Source organism: Streptomyces sp. NPDC049915, assembly GCF_040656475.1.
In the GTDB taxonomy this organism is placed as follows: Bacteria; Actinomycetota; Actinomycetes; order Streptomycetales; family Streptomycetaceae; genus Streptomyces.
In genome coordinates, this window is record NZ_JBFAMH010000014.1 from 41,228 (window position 1) to 59,890 (window position 18,663).

Below are 18,663 nucleotides of genomic sequence, written 5' to 3' on the forward strand. Positions count from 1 at the left end.
ACCCGGTCGCTGATGACGGGGGAGACACCAGCGACCGGGCCGATTCCAGCGTAACAAGCCCTCCGTACACCGTGGAGACACCGGTCACCCTCTTTTGCACGCTGTGGAAAGGTGACCTCCGTCCGAACTGTCCGGCCAGGTGAAAGATGCGCCGCATGACTCCCTCCGCGAGCCTGCTCGCCGTGTTCGCCCACCCGGACGACGAGTCGCTGTCCGCGGGTGGTCTGCTGGCCCGGCAGGCCGAAGCCGGGGCGCGCACCGCCGTCGTGACGGCGACGTGGGCCGCGGGCACGGGACGCGCCGTCGAGCTGGCGCAGGCGCTGCGGGTCCTGGGCGCAGGTGAGCCACGGCTGCTCGGTTACGCCGACGCCGGCGTCCCGGACTCCGCGCCGGGCGCGGCCCGCCTTCTGGACGCACCGCTCCAAGAGGCGGTACGGCGGCTGGTGGCGCACATCCGCGAGATCCGCCCCGACGCCGTCGTCACCCACGACGCCCTCGGCGGGCTGACCGGCCACCCCGACCACGCCCACACCCACCGCGTCACCGCACTCGCGGTGGCCGAGGCCGGCCGCCCCGAGCTGCATCCCGGCACCGGCGCCCCGTGGCGTCCGCGTGCCCTGTACCTGGCCACCCACCCCGACTCCGCCGCCCGCGCGCTGGGCCCGCGCCTGATGCGCCCCGGCCGCCCGACGCACAGCGTCCCCGACGCGGAGGTCACCACGACCCTGGACGTGCGCCCCTGGCTCCCGCGCAAACTCCGTGCCGTCCTCGCCCACCGCAGCGAGGTCGAGCGCGGCGCACTGCCGGGCCGCGTCGCCGCGCTGCAACCAGCGGAGCAGGAGCGGCTGATGGGGACGGAGTGGTACATGCGCCGGGACGGCGATGGTCTTGCCGAGGCCTACGGCTCCGGGCACGGTGGGTCGTAGGACAGGCGGGGCAGGTATTCGTGCCATTTCTCCGCGGTCAGGACGCCCCGGGTGGTCGCGCAGATGTGGTGGATCGCCGTGTCGACGTCCAGGCTCCACAGGCGGACCGTGTCCGCGCCGCTGGAGACGCCGAGCATGCGGCCCGTCGGGGCGAACGACAGGAAGCTGCCCGTGCGGGCCCGGGCGCTCATCGCCGCGCCGATCGGCTCCGCCGAGGAGGGGTCGGCCACGTCCCACAGCCGTACGGTCGTGTCGTTGCCGCCGCTGGCCAGGGTGCGGCCGTCCGGGCTGAAGGTCAGGGAGACGACCGCCTCGGTGTGGCCGGTGAGCCGGTGGCCGAAGCCGGTGGCGCGGCCGGGGTCGGTGACGTTCCACAGCCGGACCGTGTCGTCGTCGCTGCCGCTGGCCAGCGTGTGGCCGTCGGGGCTGTACGCGAGCACGTTGACCGGCCCGCGATGCCCGGTGAGGGGGCGGCCGCGCGGCACGGTGTGCGCGGGGTCGGTGACGTTCCACAGCCGGACCGTGGCGTCCGCGCTGCCGCTGGCCAGGGTGCGGCCGTCCGGGCTGAACGCGAGCGTGTAGACGTACCCCTGGTGTCCGGTGAGGGGTGTGCCGAGCGGGCGGGGGCGGGTCGGGTCGGTGACGTTCCACAGTTGGATGGTGCGGTCGTCGTAGGCGGACGCCAGGACCCGGCCGTCCGGGCTGAACGTCAGCGCGTCGCCCCCGGCGTAGCGGATGTGCAGCGCGAGCGGCGGGGCGTAGGCCACGGGGTGCGCGGGGTCGGTGACGTTCCACAGCCGTATCTCACTGCTGGCCATGAGGACGGCCAGGGCGTGCCCGTTCGGGGAGAACACCATCCGCCGGATGTGGCCCTGCCCGGGGGGAAACGGTTGTCCCAGGCGCACCGGCCGCCCCGGCGCCGTGACGTTCCACAGCCGGACCAGGCCGTCTTCGGCGGCCGTCGCCAGGACGCGCCCGTCCGGACGGAAGGCACCGACGTGCCCCGCCATGTCCGACGTCGGCACCGACCACAGCCGCACCCTCCCGTCCCCGCTGCCCGTCGCCAGCGTCCGCCCGTCCCGGCTGAAGCCGACGGTGTACATCTCCCCGCTGCCGCCCGCCAGCGGCTCTCCGACCTGCGAGGGATACGCCGGATTCGTCACGTTCCACAGGCTGGCCGTGGAGTCCGCGCTTCCAGCCGCGAGCAGGGTGCCCTGCGGATTGAACGCCACCGACCAGATCGGGCCCGCGTGCCCGGTCAGCGGTGCGCCGAGCCGCCGCGGCCGGCGCGGGTCGGCCACGTCCCACAGCTGTGCCGTGTCGTCGGCGCTGCCGCTGGCCAGGGTCCGCCCGTCGGGGCTGAACGCCACGGAGTGCACGGTCGCCCGGTGCCCGGTCAGCTCCGCCGGCAGCTGACGCGGGCGGTGCCCGTCGGACAGGTCCCACAGCCGGATCGCCGCGTCGTCCCCGCCGGCCGCGAGAGTGCGCCCGTCCGGGCTGAACGCCACACAGCGCACGGCGGCCCCGTGCCCGGCCAGCGGTTCCCCGAGCGGCTTCGGGCGGGCCCGCTCGGCCAGGTCCCACAGCCGTACCGTGTGATCCTCGTCGGCGGAGGCCAGGGTGCGGCCGTCCGGGCTGAACGCCAGCAGGTAGATCGTGCCCGCGTGCCCCTTCACCGGAGCGCCGAGCGGGCGCGGCCGGGCCGGGTCGGTGACGTCCCACAGCCGGATCGTGCCGTCGTCCGAGGCGCTGGCCAGGGTGTGGCCGTCGGGGCTGAACACGGCGCTGCTCACCCAGCTGGCGTGCCCGGTCAGCGGCCGGCCGAGGGGTTTCGGGCGCCGCGGGTCGGCCACGTCCCACAGCCGTACGGTGCGGTCGTAGCCGGCGCTCGCCAGCAGGCGGCCGTCCGGGCTGAACGACGTCAGGTACACGGCACCGGTGTGTCCGGTGAGCGGGGTCGCCAGCGGCGCGTTCACGATCGACACCAGCCGGTTGCGGGTGCCCTCGTCACCCGGCCGCAGCCGGTGCGCCACCAGGTCGATCTGCGCCGACAGCGACGGGTCGGTGTCCTGCACCCGGTCCGCCTCGGCGACGACCTGCTCGAACACGGCGTCGTCGCGCTGCTGCCAGGCGACCACGGCCGCACCCGCCGCCACCACCGCGAGCGCCACCAGCGCCGACACCGCCGCCCGGCTGATCCACACCGTGCGCCGGCGCAGCCGTACCGAGGCGGCCAGGAACTCCACCGCGCCGCGCGTGAGCAGGGTGTCCCCGGCGCCGTGCGCCCAGTTGCGGGCCTGGTCCAGCCGGGAGCCCCGGTACAGCAGCGAGGAGTCGCGGTGCGAGGCCTCCCAGGCCCGGCCGTCCTCGTCCAGCCGCTGGCGCAGCAGGTTCCCGGAGCGGTCCTCGTCGATCCAGTCCCGCAGCCGCGGCCAGGCGTGCAGCAGCGCCTCGTGGGTGATCTCCACCGTGTCCGCGTCCAGCGTCACCAGCCGCGCCCGGACCAGCGCCTCCAGCGACTCCTGCGTCTTGTCCGGATCGGCGGCCTCCGCGGCCAGTTCCCGCCGGGTACCGCGCCGCCGGGTGGCCTGCGTGTCCTCGCCGAGGCGCACCAGCCGCAGCAGCAGCAGCCGCGCGGCCGTACGCGCCGCCGGGTCCAGGTCCGCCCAGGCCCGCTCGGCCGTCGCCGCGACCGCGCCCTGGATCCCGCCCGCCGCCCGGTAGCCGGCCAGCGTCAGCCGGCCGCTCTTGCGCCGCTGCCAGGTCGCCAGCAGGGCGTGTGAGAGCAGCGGCAGCACCCCCGCGTCGTGCGCGCCGCGCGGGCCGTCCGCGCCGACCTCCCGCACGATCAGCTCGGCCAGCCCCGCCTCCAGCTCCAGGCCGACCGCCTTGGCCGGACCGGTCACCGCGTCGCGCAGTTCGGCGCTGGTCAGCGGACCGAGCACCATGTGCCGGTGCTGGAGGGCGTCGGCGAGCTCGGGATGCGCGAGACAGTGCTCGTAGAAGTCGGCACGAATGCCGAGGACGACGAGTACGGGGGGATCCTCGCCCGCGCAGACGGCGTGCAGCAGCCGGACGAAGGCGCGCCGCTCGTCCTCGTCGGCGCAGAGAGTGAACGTCTCTTCGAACTGGTCCACGATGACCACCGGCCGGGTCCCGTCCCCGGCCCAGGCGGCGACGGCGCCCCGCACGGCGTCGGGATCGGGGCCCGTGGACGGTTCCTCCGGGGCCTCGTGCGGCCCGGGGGAGGCCGCCGGCAGCCCGGGGACACGGCGGCGCAGTTCGGCGAGGGGATGGGGGCCCGGCACCATCTGCACCACGGTCCGCTCCGGGCCGCCGTCGAGGACGCCCTCGCGCAGTGCGGGCACCAGACCGGCGTTCAGCAGGGACGACTTCCCCGCGCCCGAGGCGCCCACCAGCATCGCGAGGCCACCGGTGCGCTCGGCCGAGCGCAGCAGTTCCACCAGGCTGTCCGTGCTGCGTCGCCGGCCGAAGAACCAGCGCGCGTCCTGCTGCCGGTAGGAGGCCAGCCCCCGGTAGGGGCACACCCCGCCGGGCACGGACGCGTTCTCCTCGGACTGCGGCGGGTCCTGCCCGGAGTGCGCGGGGCGCTCCGCGACCGGGTCGGCCACCGCGCTCTCCCACAGCCGCTGCCACTCGCCGAGGTCGTACAGGCCGGGACTCACCGGGGTGGGCTGTAAGCGGCGGGCCTGAGGGATGAGCACCTGGAGCACCGCGGCGAGGGCGGGGAACTGCGCGGGCACGTTCCGCGCCCGCCGCCAGTCGCTGATCCGCTGCGCGGACACACGGACGGGTCGCCCCCGCTCGTCGACGCGCTGCAGCCGGACCACGGCCTCGGCCACGCGCTTGAGCGGTGGGTTACCGGCCTCGCCGTACAGCAGCGCGAGCCGTTCCGCGAAGGCCGTGCGTGCCCCTGAGTCGGAACTCAAGGTGTCCCACCCCTTACTTCCCCCGCGTCTTCCGTCCGGACCGGAAAACTCACCCTATACGGCTGACCTGCGCGGACGCCGCCGGACGAACGGCTCGGCCTCCTCCGGACGGGCCCGCTCTGGCAGGATCCCAGATCCGCCGCTCTCGATCCGCGCCGACTGCCGACATGGCCCGGGTCGATACCGTCCGCACCGCCCGGTACCGGTCCGCACGAGGGGAGGGACCGGTGCCGGACGGTGCGACGGGCGCGGTCTCGCCTCGGGTGAGAGGAACGCCGGGTTACGGCTTGCCGGCCTGGGCGAGGGTGTGGGCGACGAGGGCGTTGGCGTGCCCGTGGCCCAGTCCGTGTTCCGTCTTGAGCAGGCGCACGAGGTCCATGTGCTTCGCGGGCAGCGCCGCCCTGATGACGTCCTGCCACTCGGCGATCGGGCGGCCGTACTTCTTCTCGATGGAGGGGAAGTAGGAGGCGGGTCCCTTGACGGCGTCGGTCATCTCTGCGGCTCCCTCGTCGTGCTGTCGCTCTCTTCGTGTCACGCCTTATGACCGGTGACCGGGCGGCGACTCATCGGCCGGCGGGAGTGGGCTGCGTCACATGCCGGTTCCGGTCTCCCGCACGGGCCCCGCTACCCCGCTGTTGAGTCTTTCAAGCTTGCGCAATCCGCGGACCATTACACTCGCCAGTCCTCACCTTCCTCCGGGGGACCTATGACGTGTGGTGGACCGCCGGCGCCCGAGCTCGCCGTCGTTTTCGAGCGGGTGCTCGACCGGGCCCTGGAGTGCGGACCGGTCCGGGACGCCCTCGACCGCGCGGCCGGCGCGGTCGACCGGGAAGAGCTGCGCAATCGCGCGGTGCGGGAGCGTACGGCCATCGCCGCCGCGGCGGAGGCCGAGTACCGGGACTACGCCCGCCTGCTGCCCACGGCGTGCGGACCCGCCGCCGACGCCGCCGCGGGACCGGCCGGCGCACGCCGGGTCCTGCCTCCGCCGGCGGTGCTCCTGCCCGGCGTGTCCGCGGTGGTGGCGGCCGCCTTCCTGCTGACCGGGTACGGCCTGCGCTTCTTCGACGGCCGCCCCTACGTGGGCGACGGCTTGCTCACGGCGGGCCTGCTGATCGGTGCCCTGGCCGTGGGAGCGGCGGTCGCCGACGTGGTCTGGCTGTGGGCGACGGAGCCTCGGGAGGCGGATACGGCGGCCGACACGGTCGTAGACGCCGAACGGGCCAGGGAGCTGTGGGAACTCGCCCTGCTGGAGCGCGGGGTCGTGCCCTTCCTGCTCGACCGGGTGGAGGAAGCGCTGACGGGGGAGCAGGCACCGAAGAGCGTGTCCTGATCCGCGGCGGGTCACAGGGGCGTCGCCGCCCGGAGCGGGCACAGCAGGAAGAAAAACGAAGATCCTCCTCCGCTACCGCTCCTCGCCTCTCCTACTGCTCCTGGCCACCGGCCCGGTCCAGCAGTTCGCGCAGGAGTTGCTCGTCGCCCTCCGGCAGCCCGGTGACGAAGCTGGCGAGCACCGCCCGCCGGTCCTGCTCGCCGTCCAGGACCTTGCGCATCCGCAGCGCGGCGAGCCCGGCCGGGTCCGCGGCCGGTATCCACACGAACGACCGCCCCTCACGCCGGCGCGTGACGGCGTTCTTGGCCAGCAGGCGGGCGAGCACCGTCACCACGGTGGTGTACGCGAGGCCGGCGGCCAGACGCTCCTGCACCCAGCCCGCGGTCACCGGCCCGTCGGCCTCGTGCAGCGCGGCGAGCACCCGCGTCTCCAGCGTGCCGTTGGCCCTGCGCCGACGGTGCGACTGCGGCTCCGGTTCCCGCACGCCGCCTCCCTTCCGCCTCCGCTCGCCCGGTTCCCCGTGGGGTGAGCATCACATCGTACAAAGGCGCGGTCGCTCGCAGCCGTACGAACGAAGGCGGTGGGGCACCCCTTCTACGATGGGTGGGCGCACAGGCGCCTGCTGGGAACAGGGTGGGACGGGAGAGGGCCGTGACGGAGAGCGCCGGGGGCTTCGAGGACCCGCCCGCCGAGGTGCTGGCGGAGGCGGCCGCCGCGTTCGGACTGCTCGCGTCGACGGCCCGGCTCCACCTGATGTGGGCCCTGTCGCAGGGCGAGAGCGACGTGACGCACCTCGCGAACCGGGTGGGCGGCGCGCTGCCCGCGGTCAGCCAGCACCTGGCCAAGCTGAAGCTCGCCGGGCTCGTGCGCTCCCGGCGCGAGGGCCGGCGGCAGATCTACTACATCGACGACCCCGATGTCGTCACGCTGGTCCGGGTCATGGTCGGCCAGATGACCGCCCGCGTCGACCAGACCGCCGTTCCGGCCCACCGGTTGCGCCGGATCGGACGCTGAGAGCGCTACGACCCCGAGGCGGTCACGGCATCGTGCTGTGACGGACGTCGCGGAACCGCACGTGGCTCACGTGCCTCCCCTGTAAAGGGATGGTGGTGCCGGACAGGTGCCGTACTGCCACAGCTCGATGTTTGTTAGATTGCGCAATTACGCAAGCAAAGTGCCCGAGCGAGCGTTCAGGGGAGTGGCAGATGAGCGAGCCGTGGAACGGCCCGGGCGGCCGGACCACGCGCAACCGCGGCACCCGCGTGCCCGGCGGGCGCGGACCCGGGGCGGACGACGGGCCCGGGCCCGGTCCGGACGGTGACCGTGGGCCCCGGGCGGACGGCGGTCGCGCGGCCGGTCCGGACGGCGGGCGCCGTGCGGCGGAGGGGCCGCCCCGTCAGCGGGACCGCCGAAGCGAAGGCGCCGGCCCACAGGGCGCCGGCCCACAGGGCGCCGGCCCGCAGGGAGGCTCCCGCCCGAACGGCAGCGCACGCCGACGGCCCCGGCAGCTCGGGCGGGGCAGGCGTCTGCTGAGGGCCGCCGGAATCTGCCTCTCGCTCCTCGTCCTCGTCACGGCCGGCGCCGGCTGGTGGTTCTACGAGCACCTGAACGGCAACATCAACAGCGTCTCGCTGGACGGCAAGGGCGGCACGGAGACGGCGGACGCCTTCGGCCGTACCCCGATCAACATCCTGGTCATGGGCTCGGACGGCCGCACCAGCGAGGAGGACTGCAAACTCGGCGGCGGCTGCGCGAAGACCGGGGTGCAGAGCGGCAGCAACGCGGACGTGCAGATGGTGGTGCACATATCCGCCGACCGCTCCAACGCGACCGTGATGAGCATCCCGCGCGACACGATGACGCAGGTCCCGGCGTGCGAGAACGCGTCGACCGGCCGCTCGACCCGCGGCTACTACGGCCAGATCAACAGCGCGCTGGAGTACGGCCCGGCCTGCCAGGTGGCCACCGTCCACCAGCTCACCGGCATCCCCATCGACCACTTCGTGCAGCTGGACTTCTCCGGCGTGGTGAAGATGTCCGACGCGGTCGGCGGCGTCTCGGTCTGCGTCAGCGACGACGTCTACGACACGTACTCGCACCTGAAGCTTTCGCGGGGCCCCCACACGCTCAAGGGCGTGGCGGCCCTTCAGTTCGTCCGCTCCCGGCACGGCTTCGGCGACGGCAGCGACCTGGGCCGTACCGTCTCCCAGCACATCTTCCTCAGCGCGATGATCCGCAAGTTCAAGAGCGCGGGCACACTCACCGACCCCACCGCGGTCTACGACCTCGCCGACGCCGCGACCAAGGCGCTGACCGTGGACGACGGCCTGGACAGCGTGCGCAAGCTGGTCGGGCTGGCGACGGACATCGACAAGGTCCCGACCAACGCCATGACGTTCACGACGATGCAGACCGCCCCCGACCCGCGCAACCGTGACCGCGTGGTGGTGGGCCCCGGCGCGAAGACGCTCTTCGCGACCATGGCGAACGACCAGTCGCTGTCGGCGGCGCAGGGCGCGAAGCCCTCGACGACGGCCTCGCCCACCGGGGAGGCCACCCCCGCGCAGTCCACGCCGCCCGTCCCCGCGTCGCAGATCGCGGTGACGGTGGAGAACGGCACGGCGATCACCGGCCGGGCCTCCGCGGTCGCGACGGCGCTGGCGGAGCAGGGCTTCAGCCGGAGCACCAGCACCGCGAACGCCCCGAGCCGCACCGCGTCGACGACCCTCACCTACGGCGCGGGGCAGAAGGCACAGGCGGAGACGCTGGCGAAGGCACTGAACCTGCCGGCCCCTCATCTCAAGGAAGGCACCGGCACGGGCCTGACCCTGGTGATCGGCAGCGACTGGCCGTCCGGCGCGAGCTACCCGGGCACCGCGTCCGCCCCGGCCGACACCAAGGCGGCCACGATCGACGCCCACGCCCAGACGGCCGACCAGGCCAAGACGTGCGCCAAGGTCAGCCCGTACAAGACGGTCGAGCTGAACGGCGTACCGATGACACCGGCCGAGGCGTACACGGCAGCCGGGACCCGACCGGACTCGGACGCGTGAGTCCCTCACCGCTTGCGTAACGCCGTCGGCGTGCCGGCGATCGGGAGGCCGAATGTGAATCGAATATGAGTTCCTTTCACGAATATCCATTCGATCAATTCCGGCAGCGAAGAGACCGATCAAGCCACATGCGGTGCAGCCCGCTTGCCGGAGCACGGCGGGACGGCAGCATGGTCGGTCGGGCGTGAACAGCGCGCCGAGCCGCACAGAGATCGTCGGGGGTGTTCGTGGACCAGGCATGGCCACCGTCCACCTTTCTCGGCCGGTTGCGCGACGCGACGCGCGTCGAACTCCTGCGGCAGGGAACGCCGATCACCTATCCGCCGCATCGCGCGCTGCTTCAGCAGGGCGACGACAGCAGGCACGTCCTGCTGCTGACGAGCGGGGTGGTCAAGGTCGTCGCCAGTACGGAGAGCGGCTACGACATGCTGCTCTCGGTGCGCATAGGGGGTGACCTGGTGGGCGAGATGGCGGCGTTCGAGGAACGGCCCAGGTCCGGCACGGTGATCGCGTGCGGTGACGTCACCGCACGGGTCATCCAGGTGGGAGCGCTGGAGACCTTTCTCACCCGTCATCCGGACGCCATGCGGGCCATCCTCCACATGCTGTGCGCCCGGCTGCGCTGGGCCAACCGGCGCCGGATCGACTTCCGGGCCTACGACTCGCTGACCCGGCTGGCCCGCGTGCTGGCCGAGTTGAGCCAGGCATACGGCCAGCCCCTGCCGGACGGCGACGGCAAGCGGTGCGACCTCGGCGTGACGCTCACCCAGGGGGAGCTCGCCTCATTGGCCGGTCTGGCGCTCAACACGGCCGAGAAGAGCCTAGCTGCTCTGACCGCCAAGGGACTGGTGGAACGCAGTTACCGAACCATAACCATCTGTGACGTTCCGAAACTGCTGGAATTCGCCAAAGTCGTGGCTCACAACCCGTACTGATACGGGATCAGTTCCCGACCCTTCTCCTAGCCTCTCGTGCACGCGCTGCATAGGCGGTGTTCCGCCTATGGCCTGCCCAGAGAGGAATGATCGGGTGGTTGAGTGGCCCGGGTTCTACCCCTGCACATGCATAGCCGTGGACGCACAGGCCTACGGGGAGAGGAACGACCGCAGGCAGTCCGAAACCCAGCATGACCTGCCGCGTCTCCTCGACCGCGCCGCCAGGGGCGCCGGTTACGACCGCGCTCAGTGGCAGATCCAGCGCAAGGGCGACGAGCAGCTCGCGGTGCGTCCCGTGGACGGCACCGAGCCGCGCTTGGTCGACGACTACGTCCGCCATCTCGCCGCGGAACTGCGCGAGTACAACTCCGATCGCGTCCCCCGGGCCCGGCTGCGGCTGCGGACCGTGGTGCACCAGGGACTGGTGGAACTGGCGGACAACGGCTTCGCCGGTACGGCCGTGGTGGCCACGGCGCGTCTGCTGAACGCACCCGCGCTCTACGACGCCCTCGCCGCGCACCCCGAGGCGGACCTGGCGGTGCTGCTGTCCGACGACGTGTTCCGGTCCCATGTGGCCGGTGGCCACACGACGCTGCGCACCGGGGACTTCACCCGCGTCACCGTGCACGTGAAGGAGTATGAGGCTCCGGCCTGGCTGCGCGTGCCCGCACTCGACGCCGCCCCCGCCTCACACGAGCACGGTTCCGCGGCCCCGGTGTCAGGGGAGCCCACGGCGGAGCGGCCCGCGCCGGCCGCCGCGGGCGGCGAGCCGGGGATCAGCAACGACTACCGTGCCGACAGCATCAATGTGACCAACATGACCGGGCCCGTGGACGCCCGGGGCGCGGTCTTCGGCTTCGGGAGCACCGGTGCCTGACGCCTCCGACCCGGACGGCGGGCCGGTCGCCACGGACCTCCCTTCCGCCGGGGAGTACGAAGCGCCCGACACGTCACAGGAGGCACCTGCGGCACCGGACGACACGGGCCACGCGCCGGCCGGGGAGGCGGGCCCCGGCCGCAACGCGGCCCCCGAACGGCGCAAGGAGCCGGACGAGCGCGAGGAGGACGAGCGCGGCTACGACGATCTGAGCCGCGTCCACCAGCTCGTCAACAACAACTTCTACGGTGTCGTCGACGCCTCCTCGGCCGCGTTCGGTTTCGGTACCGCCTCGTCCCCAGGACTCGCCCCCGGCACCATCGACCCCGAGAAGACCGACCGTGCCCTGCGCTTCTACGTCCCTCCGCAGCCCTGCTTCGACGAAGCACGTACCAAGCTGCGCGACCACGGGCTCGTCGTGCTGACCGGCCAGGACAACTGCGGGCGCAGTGCCGGCTCCCTCGCTCTCCTCAGGGCGGTCCTGGGTGAACAGGCCAGGCTCCGCTCCCTGTCACCCGCCAATGCCCTCGCCGACCTGGCCGGCTCACGGGACCTCAAGGCAGGACAGGGGTACGTCATCGTCGACTACGTCGGCGAACTGCACGTCGAGGCCGTGCAGGCGTACGGGATCGAGCGGTTGAGCGAGAAGCTGCGCCGCCAGGGGTCGTATCTGGTGATCACGGCGGGGGACACGGCCCATCGGCGGCTGGCGCTGCGGGACCACTGCGTTGCCTGGCAGGCCCCGGATCCCGTGGTGCTGTTCGAGCACTGCAGGAGCCGGTTGCCGTGCGCCCCCCTCGAACCGGACGCCGAGCGGGAACTGCTGCGGCGGATCGGCGAACAGCGACGGCCCGCGGACGTCGTCGCCGCGGCCGTGACCCTGTCCCGGGAAGGCGCGGAGTCGGCGCTGGACACCCTGAGGGACCGGTACCGGGAGCGGGTCCGCGAGTGGTTCGGCCGAAGGCCGTCCGCGGGCGACCTGCTCCCCCTCGCGGCCCTGGCCTTCGTGGAGGGCATCCCCGAGCGGAAGTTCGAGAGGGACTGCGCCGCGCTCGCCGCTCATGTGCGCACGTTCGAACTGAGCGGTGAGCAGACGCTCGCGGAGCTGGGCGGCTCGACAGCGACACCGCTGAGCGGCGCCGTGGACGACCAGTCCCGCGTCCGGTGGCGGGAGCACGCGGTCGGGCTCGTGACGACCGAACACCGGCCCGGCCCGGGACGAGACGCCGGCCGTAGCGAGCGGCGCCTGGTGTTCACCTCGCCCCGCATCCGTGAACTGGTCATCGCCGAACTGCACGAGCTGTACGGCTACGCGCTCTGGTACCCGATGCGCCAGTGGCTGAGCGAACTGGCTCTGCTCGCGGACCTGGAGACCCGCACCGAAGTGGCCCGGGGTGTCGCACTGCTGGCCCGGTACGCGCTGGTCGAGGTCGACGAGAACCTGCTGAAGGTGTGGTCCGACGGCTTCACCAGCCAGCGGGTGACCGCCGCCCTGACCCTGCAGTTCATGTGTGAGTCCGAGCACCTCGCTCCGCAGGCCCTGAACACCGTACTGAGCTGGACGGACAACAACGGCCCCGGCCGGGCGGTGACGGCGGCCATGGCGCTGACGGGCCGCCTGGGCTCGCTGTACCGCATGGAGGCGCTCAACTGGCTGTGGTTCCTGACGCACCGCGGCGAGCGCATCGCCTTTTCGGCCCGCCGTTCCCTGGTCCTGCTGCTGCAGAGCGCCGAACAGGACCCCGAGCGGGCCCTGCTCACGCTTCGGTACGCACGGACCGTCCTTCACAACGCGGCGCCTGGTTCCCGGGAGCGGGTGATCGCGCTGCGCAACGCCGCGCAGCTTCTGGAAGCCGCCCGGCTGGACGCTCCCGAGCCCGTCGCCGCGGCACTGCTGCGCGCGGTCCCGGACAGTGCCCGCCATCTCGGGGCGCTGTGGGCGGATGTCCTGCACAGCAGCAACCGCAGCAGGGCCGTCGGCGCGCTGTGCCGGACGCTGGTGCAGCTGCGCGACGACCCGTCCGTGACGGAAGCCGTGCGCGAACTCGGCGACGTCATGCGGGATGTCATGAGCCCACGCCAATGGGCGGCGCTCTGCCGGCACCTGCCCATCGCCCTGAGGCACCCCGACTACGCGATCCCCGGCACCCGGGAGCTGGCGCAGGTACTCCTCGGCACACTGCGCGGCCGGCCGGGAGGCCGCAAGGGCCCCGCCACACACTCCCTGTCCACCCCATCCTCCCCTTCCGCTGAAGGAGGCCGAGTCAAGTGAACTACCCCGTCATAACCGAGCACATCCTGGCCACGGTGCAGGGCACCTGGTGGTCCCGGCGCCGCCGCCGGGAAGACGTGCCGCCGCTGCCGCCCGGCGCCGCCTACGTCTTCCGCACCGGCGGCAACTACCGCTTGTTCCCCGAGGGCATGGTGTTCGACCCGGCCCATCCCGATGTGCTGGACGCCTCCTCCGTCAGCCTGGTCGACACCCGGGCGCGTCTGGTCGACGTGGACCGCCCGCTGCCCTCGGTGAGCGAGGCGGACACCTTCACGATGCGGACGTCCTTCACCTGCCAGGTGATCGATCCGGCCGTCGTCGCCCGGCAGGGCATCATCGACGTCACCGTGCCCCTGCGCGCCTATCTGATGGGCGACGGCGAGCTGCCGAGAGTGAGTGCCGGACACCGTGTGGAGGAGATCAACGCGGTGCGCGCCGAGGTGGGCCACCGTATGACCGCCTACAGCGCGATCGTGCCGCCGCGGGTCGCCGGGATGAGCGTGGAGTTCGTCAGCGCCGAAGTGCACGCCGCCTCGGACGACCTGCGCAATTGGGAGCAGAAACTGCGTGACGAGCGGCGCGCCTGGGAACTGCAGCGCGGCCAGCGTGACTTCGAGACCGAGGACGCCCAGCGGATCGCGGAACTGTTCGCCCAGGGCTCGGATCACGTGGACGCCTTCGGTGTCGCCCGCAAGGAGATCGACGTCACCGAGGTCGCGGCGCGCATCCACCGGATCACCGAGGAGGAGTCGGTGCGCCGGCACAAGGCCGAGGTGGCGGACCGGACCCACGCGCACGCGCAGGAAACGGCGGAGGTGCAGCTGCGTCGCGAGCTGCTGCTGACGCTGCTGCGCCAGATGGGTGGCAGCGAGTACGTCGACTACCACCAGGTCCTGGACCAGGTCCTGCGCGAGACCGGCGGCCTGGGCTCGCCCGTGGCCGGGGTCGCCGCCGACTCCGTCCGCATGGTCGAGTCGGGTCCGGCCGGCCGCGGTCGCGCGGCTGACGGCCGCGACGGCTCACGCGACCCGCAAGGTGGCTTCGTCAAGGACGAGGACGATCTCGTTGACTGACTTCCCGACGAACCACGTGACGGCTTCCCGCAACGCTTCCCGCAAGGCGAAGCGCCAGGCCGCTGAGGGCGGCACGGCCACCCGGGCGGCGCGCGGCACCGGTCAGGGCGCCGCGTCCCGTGCGGTGAACGGCCGGGCCACCGCCCGCACGACGGGGGACGGCCCCCGCCCGGGCCCGTCCGGTGACGCGATGCCGGCGCCGGCTGCCGGCCGCCGCCCGATCGTCCTCGACGTGGCGGGGCGTCTGCGCACCCTGACCGGCGTCGACGAGGAGCTGCTGGCGAGGGTCCGGTACGAGCGGAGCAAGTACACGGCACTCGGCGGGGTGGTGTTCGGCACCTCCATCATCGCGGCGTTCTCCATGTGGAACTTCGCGAGCGAGGCACTCGGCCGGCCCTCCCCCGTCGCGCTGGTACCCGCGGCCATCTGGATGCTGTTCGTGCTCAACCTCGACCGCTGGCTGGTCACGCCACAGCCGAACGCGCGGCGACGGGTCGGGCCCCTGGTGATGAGGCTGCTGATCGCCCTGTTCGTCGGCGTGGTGATCGCCGAACCGCTCGTGCTGCGCATCTTCCAGACGGCGATCGAGAAGCATGTCGCCGATGAACGCTCCGGCGCCATCGACCAGTTGCGCACCAACCTGATCCGCTGCAACCCCGTACCGTCCACGACGCAGACCGCCACCCCGGCGGGCTGCGACACGGCGTACATCCTCTCCTTCGGCGCGGCGCCCGGCGAGCGGGCGGAGGAGCTCACCACCCTGCGCTCGGACGCAGCCGCGTTGCAGAAGCGGGTGGACGGGGAGACCAGCACACTGGACGCCATCGATTCCGAGGTGCGGGACGAATGCCGTCGGCTGATCTACGTGGTGGCCACGGGACGTCTTGAGCGGACGTCGGAGTGCCTGCGCCTGCGTGACAAGGCACAGGACTACCGCAACACCCACCGCACCAAGGAGAACGAGCAGCGACTCGCCGCCATGAACAGCCGCATCTCGGTGATGGAGGGGGAGCTGACCTCGTCCCGGGGCGACTTCCGCAAGGCGCGGGCCGACGCGATCGACCGGCGGCTGGCCGAGGAGCGGGGCAAGCAGAAGGAGATCGGTGCCCTGGAGCGGATCCGGGCGCTCGACGAACTGGCGAGCGGAAACCCTTCGCTGGCCGCACGCATCTGGTTGGTACGGCTGTTGTTCGTGTTCCTCGACGTGCTCCCCGTGCTGGTGAAGTTCCAGAGCGGTGAGACCACGTACGACCGCATGCTGGCCGACGAGAGCAACAGCGCAGTGAAGATCCACGCCGAGGAGGTCCGGCTCACGGAGCGCAGGGCCCTGGCGAATCTGGAGATGGCCCAGGACAGCATCGAGCAGGAGGTGCGCCGCCACCGCGCCGAGCAGGAGGCGGCGTTCCGGGAGCACACCGCGGCCATGAACATTCGGGTCCGGCAGGCGATCAACGCGCTGGAGGACGAGATCCGCCGCTCGTCGACCGTCTGACACCACTGCCTGCTCCGTACAACGACCCGCGGCCGCCTCGCACACGGGGCGGCCGCTTGCCGACAACGCGAAGGAGGAACAGCCATGACCATGCCCGGCGAGGACGCGGGTCCGAGCGCCGGCACCCCTTCCGACGGGGGAGCGCAGCTCACGAGGACCATGCTGTCCGAAGTCCGAGAGGAGCTCGCCAAGGCCGACAGCAGGGCCGGCATGATGCTGGGGCTGCTGGGCGCGGCCCTGACCGCACTGCTCGGCGCGATCGGCAGCGGCGCCGTCGAGCCGCGGCACTACCCGGTCGCCGCGCAGTTGCTCCTCTGGGCGGGCTGCGCCTGTTGTGCTCCGGCGCTCGTCCTGCTGGGCCTGGCCGTGACCCCACGGCTCGGCCGTCCCCACCGCTCCCGAACCCACTACTTCGGCGACGTGAGGACGGCGTCGATCACGCACCTGGAACAGACGATCCGCCAGACCGACCCCACGGTCCGCGACCTGAGCCAGCTGGTGACCCTGTCCCAGATCGCCTGGACCAAATACCGGTGCATCCGCCACGCCCTGATCTGGGGAACCGCATTCTGCGCACTCACCGTGCTGGGCGTGGTGACGGGAGCGACGGTGTAGCGCCGGCCCAGGCGAGGCAACAGAAAGCCACGAACCACTCAGGGGCCCGACCCGCGCTGCGGATCAGGCCCCTGACCTGGTGTTTCTCTGTCGGGGTGGCGGGATTTGAACCCACGACCTCTTCGTCCCGAACGAAGCGCGCTGCCAAGCTGCGCTACACCCCGATGTCGCTGCTTGTCGCGGCGACGTCGTTTACTTTAGCCCACCGGCGGCTGGAGACGAAATCCGGTTCTGGAGCGCGGGCGCGGGTGGCGGCGCAGTGGGTTGGGGCGGGCGTGGTCGAGGATCACGAGGACGATCGCCAGGGCGTAGAAGGACAGGCCCAGGAGCAGTGCGTTCGCCAGCACGCTCTTGTAGCCGTGCTGCTCCACGTCGAGGAAGGGGTAGAGATAGCGGGCCGGTGTGCCGGGCAGCAGGAACTCCGCGCGGACCAGGGAGAAGGCCAGGTAGGCCAGGGGGTACACGAGCCACGTCGCCGCCTGGCGCAGGTGCAGGTGGCCGGGGGTGGTGAGCAGCAGCCAGTCCAGGACCGCGGCTGCCGGGGCCACCGTGTGCAGGAGCTGGTTGGCCACCGCCTGCCAGCCGGTCGGGGCGCCGGCGCCGGCCATGGCGAACGGGCTCGCCGTGTTCGCCAGGAGCAGGTGGTAGACGAGGGCCGTGATCACGACGTAGAGCAGCGTGGCGCCGGTCAGCGCCGAGGGGAGGGGGCGGCGGGCCGTCCAGGCGCGGCGGGCCGAGAAGAGGCAGACGACGGCCAGCAGGATGCCGCTCTGGATCGTGAAGTAGGACAGGACCCGGGCGGGGCTGCCCAGGAGGATGTAGAGCGTCACTCCCGCCGTGGCGAGGAGTGCGATCAGTACGCGATACGCCGCCGTGAGCGGGCGGCGTATCGGGGGGACCACTGCCGCGGCGGGGACCGGTGAGGGCAGTAGGGCGGGGTGGGTTCCCGGTATCGCGGGCAGGTCCGGGATGTCCCTGGGTATGGGGGCGGTCATGCTCCCCAAGTTAGGCGGAAAGGGGCAAAGGGGGCCTTTCCGGATAGGCCGTCCGGGGTATTGCCCGGGCGGCCCGTCCACTCCGGGACCCTCCGTGTCACCTCACCCGGCAGTCGCCGTCAGTCCTTCCCCACCAACGTCAGCAGCGTCGCCTCCGGCGGGCAGGCGAAGCGGACCGGGGTGTAGCGGTTCGTGCCGCAGCCCGCGGAGACGTGGAGGTAGGCGGTGCGGCCCTCCGCCGTGTGCGTGGACAGGCCCTTCACGCGGTCCGTGTCCAGGTCGCAGTTGGTGACCAGCGCCCCGTAGAACGGGATGCACAGCTGGCCGCCGTGCGTGTGGCCGGCCAGGATCAGCGGGTAGTCGTCCGCCGCGAAGGAGTCCAGCACCCGCAGGTAGGGCGCATGGACCACGCCCATCGAGAAGTCGGCCGAGCCGGAGGGGCCGCCGGAGACCCGGGCGTAGCGGTCCCGTTTGATGTGCGGGTCGTCCAGGCCCGTCATCTCCACCGAGACCCCGTCGATCTTCAGCGTCCCGCGCGTGTTGGTCAGGTTCAGCCAGCCGGCCGCGTCGAAGGCGTCACGAAGGTCCTCCCAGGGGTTGTGGACCACGCCGACGGCGGGCGGGTTGCCGTTCAGACCGTGCTTGCCGTGGACCTTCTCGACCAGGTAGCGGGCGGGGTTGCGCAGCCGCGGGCCGTAGTAGTCGTTGGAGCCGAAGACGTACGCCCCCGGGAACTCCATCAGCGGGCCCAGCGCGTCCAGGGCCTCGGGCACGCCCTCGGGATCGGAGAGGTTGTCGCCCGTGTTGATCACGAAGTCGGGGCGCAGGCCGGCCAGGGAGCGCAGCCAGCGCTGCTTCTTGCGCTGGCCGGAGACCATGTGGATGTCGGAGACCTGCAGCACACGCAGGGGGCGCATCCCGGACGGCAGGACCGGGATCGTCACCCGTCGCAGACGGAAGGAGCGGGCCTCGAAGCCCGCCGCGTACACCAGACCGGCGGCGCCAGCCGCCGCGATCGACAGGGGGACCTTGTATCGCGCGCGCATACGGACATCGTGTCAGATGCGCTCACCCTGCCGCGCCGGCCTGTGGACAACCTTCCGCCCGGGCAACCCGAACACCCCGCGGGAGCCGGGCTGGGAGCG

At 72.4% G+C, this 18,663-nt stretch carries 15 protein-coding genes and 1 tRNA gene; 10 read left to right on the forward strand and 6 right to left on the reverse strand.

What is annotated here, in order from left to right; translation table 11 throughout:
- Nucleotides 1-155 precede the first annotated feature (155 nt).
- Complete coding sequence (locus tag AB0J12_RS23655; RefSeq protein ID WP_363266358.1) at nucleotides 156-926, forward strand: PIG-L deacetylase family protein; 771 nt, start codon at nucleotides 156-158, stop codon at nucleotides 924-926.
- Here AB0J12_RS23655 and AB0J12_RS23660 read toward each other — a convergent pair.
- Nucleotides 899-4,876 carry a hypothetical protein gene (locus AB0J12_RS23660; RefSeq protein WP_363266359.1) on the reverse strand — a complete coding sequence of 1,326 codons (3,978 nt, stop codon included), beginning with the start codon at nucleotides 4,874-4,876 and terminating at the stop codon, nucleotides 899-901. The genes AB0J12_RS23655 and AB0J12_RS23660 overlap by 28 nt on opposite strands.
- 280 nt (nucleotides 4,877-5,156) lie before the next feature.
- Nucleotides 5,157-5,369, reverse strand: coding sequence for a DUF4287 domain-containing protein (locus AB0J12_RS23665; protein ID WP_363266360.1), 213 nt, complete (start codon nucleotides 5,367-5,369; stop codon nucleotides 5,157-5,159).
- Between the two features lie 213 nt (nucleotides 5,370-5,582).
- Between AB0J12_RS23665 and AB0J12_RS23670 the strand changes: the two genes are divergently transcribed.
- On the forward strand, nucleotides 5,583-6,206 hold the full coding sequence (locus AB0J12_RS23670) for a hypothetical protein (protein ID WP_363266361.1): 624 nt from the start codon (nucleotides 5,583-5,585) through the stop codon (nucleotides 6,204-6,206).
- Between the two features lie 91 nt (nucleotides 6,207-6,297).
- Here the strand turns inward: AB0J12_RS23670 and AB0J12_RS23675 are convergent, their stop codons facing one another.
- Nucleotides 6,298-6,690, reverse strand: a complete 393-nt coding sequence (locus tag AB0J12_RS23675) for a BlaI/MecI/CopY family transcriptional regulator (RefSeq protein WP_363266362.1) — start codon at nucleotides 6,688-6,690, stop codon at nucleotides 6,298-6,300.
- A gap of 167 nt (nucleotides 6,691-6,857) precedes the next feature.
- On the opposite strand from AB0J12_RS23675, the gene AB0J12_RS23680 reads away from it, so the two are divergent.
- From AB0J12_RS23680 to AB0J12_RS23715, 8 genes are all read left to right on the forward strand, one after another.
- Nucleotides 6,858-7,220, forward strand: coding sequence for a metalloregulator ArsR/SmtB family transcription factor (locus AB0J12_RS23680; RefSeq protein ID WP_363266363.1), 363 nt, complete (start codon nucleotides 6,858-6,860; stop codon nucleotides 7,218-7,220).
- 512 nt (nucleotides 7,221-7,732) lie between these two features.
- A complete protein-coding gene (locus tag AB0J12_RS23685) occupies nucleotides 7,733-9,259 on the forward strand; it encodes an LCP family protein (RefSeq protein WP_363266493.1) in 1,527 nt (508 codons plus the stop codon).
- Nucleotides 9,260-9,480: 221 nt separating this feature from the next.
- The gene (locus tag AB0J12_RS23690) at nucleotides 9,481-10,194 is read left to right on the forward strand and encodes a Crp/Fnr family transcriptional regulator (RefSeq protein WP_363266364.1); all 714 of its coding nucleotides are present in this window, start codon (nucleotides 9,481-9,483) and stop codon (nucleotides 10,192-10,194) included.
- 136 nt (nucleotides 10,195-10,330) lie between these two features.
- Nucleotides 10,331-11,071, forward strand: a complete 741-nt coding sequence (locus tag AB0J12_RS23695; RefSeq protein WP_363266365.1) for a hypothetical protein — start codon at nucleotides 10,331-10,333, stop codon at nucleotides 11,069-11,071.
- A complete protein-coding gene (locus tag AB0J12_RS23700) occupies nucleotides 11,064-13,343 on the forward strand; it encodes a hypothetical protein (RefSeq protein WP_363266366.1) in 2,280 nt (759 codons plus the stop codon). Before AB0J12_RS23695 ends, AB0J12_RS23700 begins: the two co-directional genes overlap by 8 nt.
- Complete coding sequence (locus AB0J12_RS23705) at nucleotides 13,340-14,416, forward strand: hypothetical protein (RefSeq protein ID WP_363266367.1); 1,077 nt, start codon at nucleotides 13,340-13,342, stop codon at nucleotides 14,414-14,416. The genes AB0J12_RS23700 and AB0J12_RS23705 overlap by 4 nt, the downstream gene beginning before the upstream one ends.
- Nucleotides 14,409-15,908, forward strand: coding sequence for a DUF4407 domain-containing protein (locus tag AB0J12_RS23710; RefSeq protein ID WP_363266368.1), 1,500 nt, complete (start codon nucleotides 14,409-14,411; stop codon nucleotides 15,906-15,908). The genes AB0J12_RS23705 and AB0J12_RS23710 overlap by 8 nt, the downstream gene beginning before the upstream one ends.
- 84 nt (nucleotides 15,909-15,992) lie before the next feature.
- On the forward strand, nucleotides 15,993-16,523 hold the full coding sequence (locus tag AB0J12_RS23715) for a Pycsar system effector family protein (RefSeq protein WP_363266369.1): 531 nt from the start codon (nucleotides 15,993-15,995) through the stop codon (nucleotides 16,521-16,523).
- A gap of 90 nt (nucleotides 16,524-16,613) precedes the next feature.
- Here the strand turns inward: AB0J12_RS23715 and AB0J12_RS23720 are convergent.
- The 3 genes from AB0J12_RS23720 to AB0J12_RS23730 form a co-directional block, all read right to left on the reverse strand.
- Nucleotides 16,614-16,687 (reverse strand) — tRNA-Pro (locus tag AB0J12_RS23720).
- A 33-nt stretch (nucleotides 16,688-16,720) separates the two neighbouring features.
- Nucleotides 16,721-17,518, reverse strand: coding sequence for a Pr6Pr family membrane protein (locus AB0J12_RS23725; protein WP_363266370.1), 798 nt, complete (start codon nucleotides 17,516-17,518; stop codon nucleotides 16,721-16,723).
- A 119-nt stretch (nucleotides 17,519-17,637) separates the two neighbouring features.
- Nucleotides 17,638-18,564, reverse strand: a complete 927-nt coding sequence (locus AB0J12_RS23730) for a metallophosphoesterase (RefSeq protein ID WP_363266371.1) — start codon at nucleotides 18,562-18,564, stop codon at nucleotides 17,638-17,640.
- Between the last annotated feature and the right edge of the window lie 99 nt (nucleotides 18,565-18,663).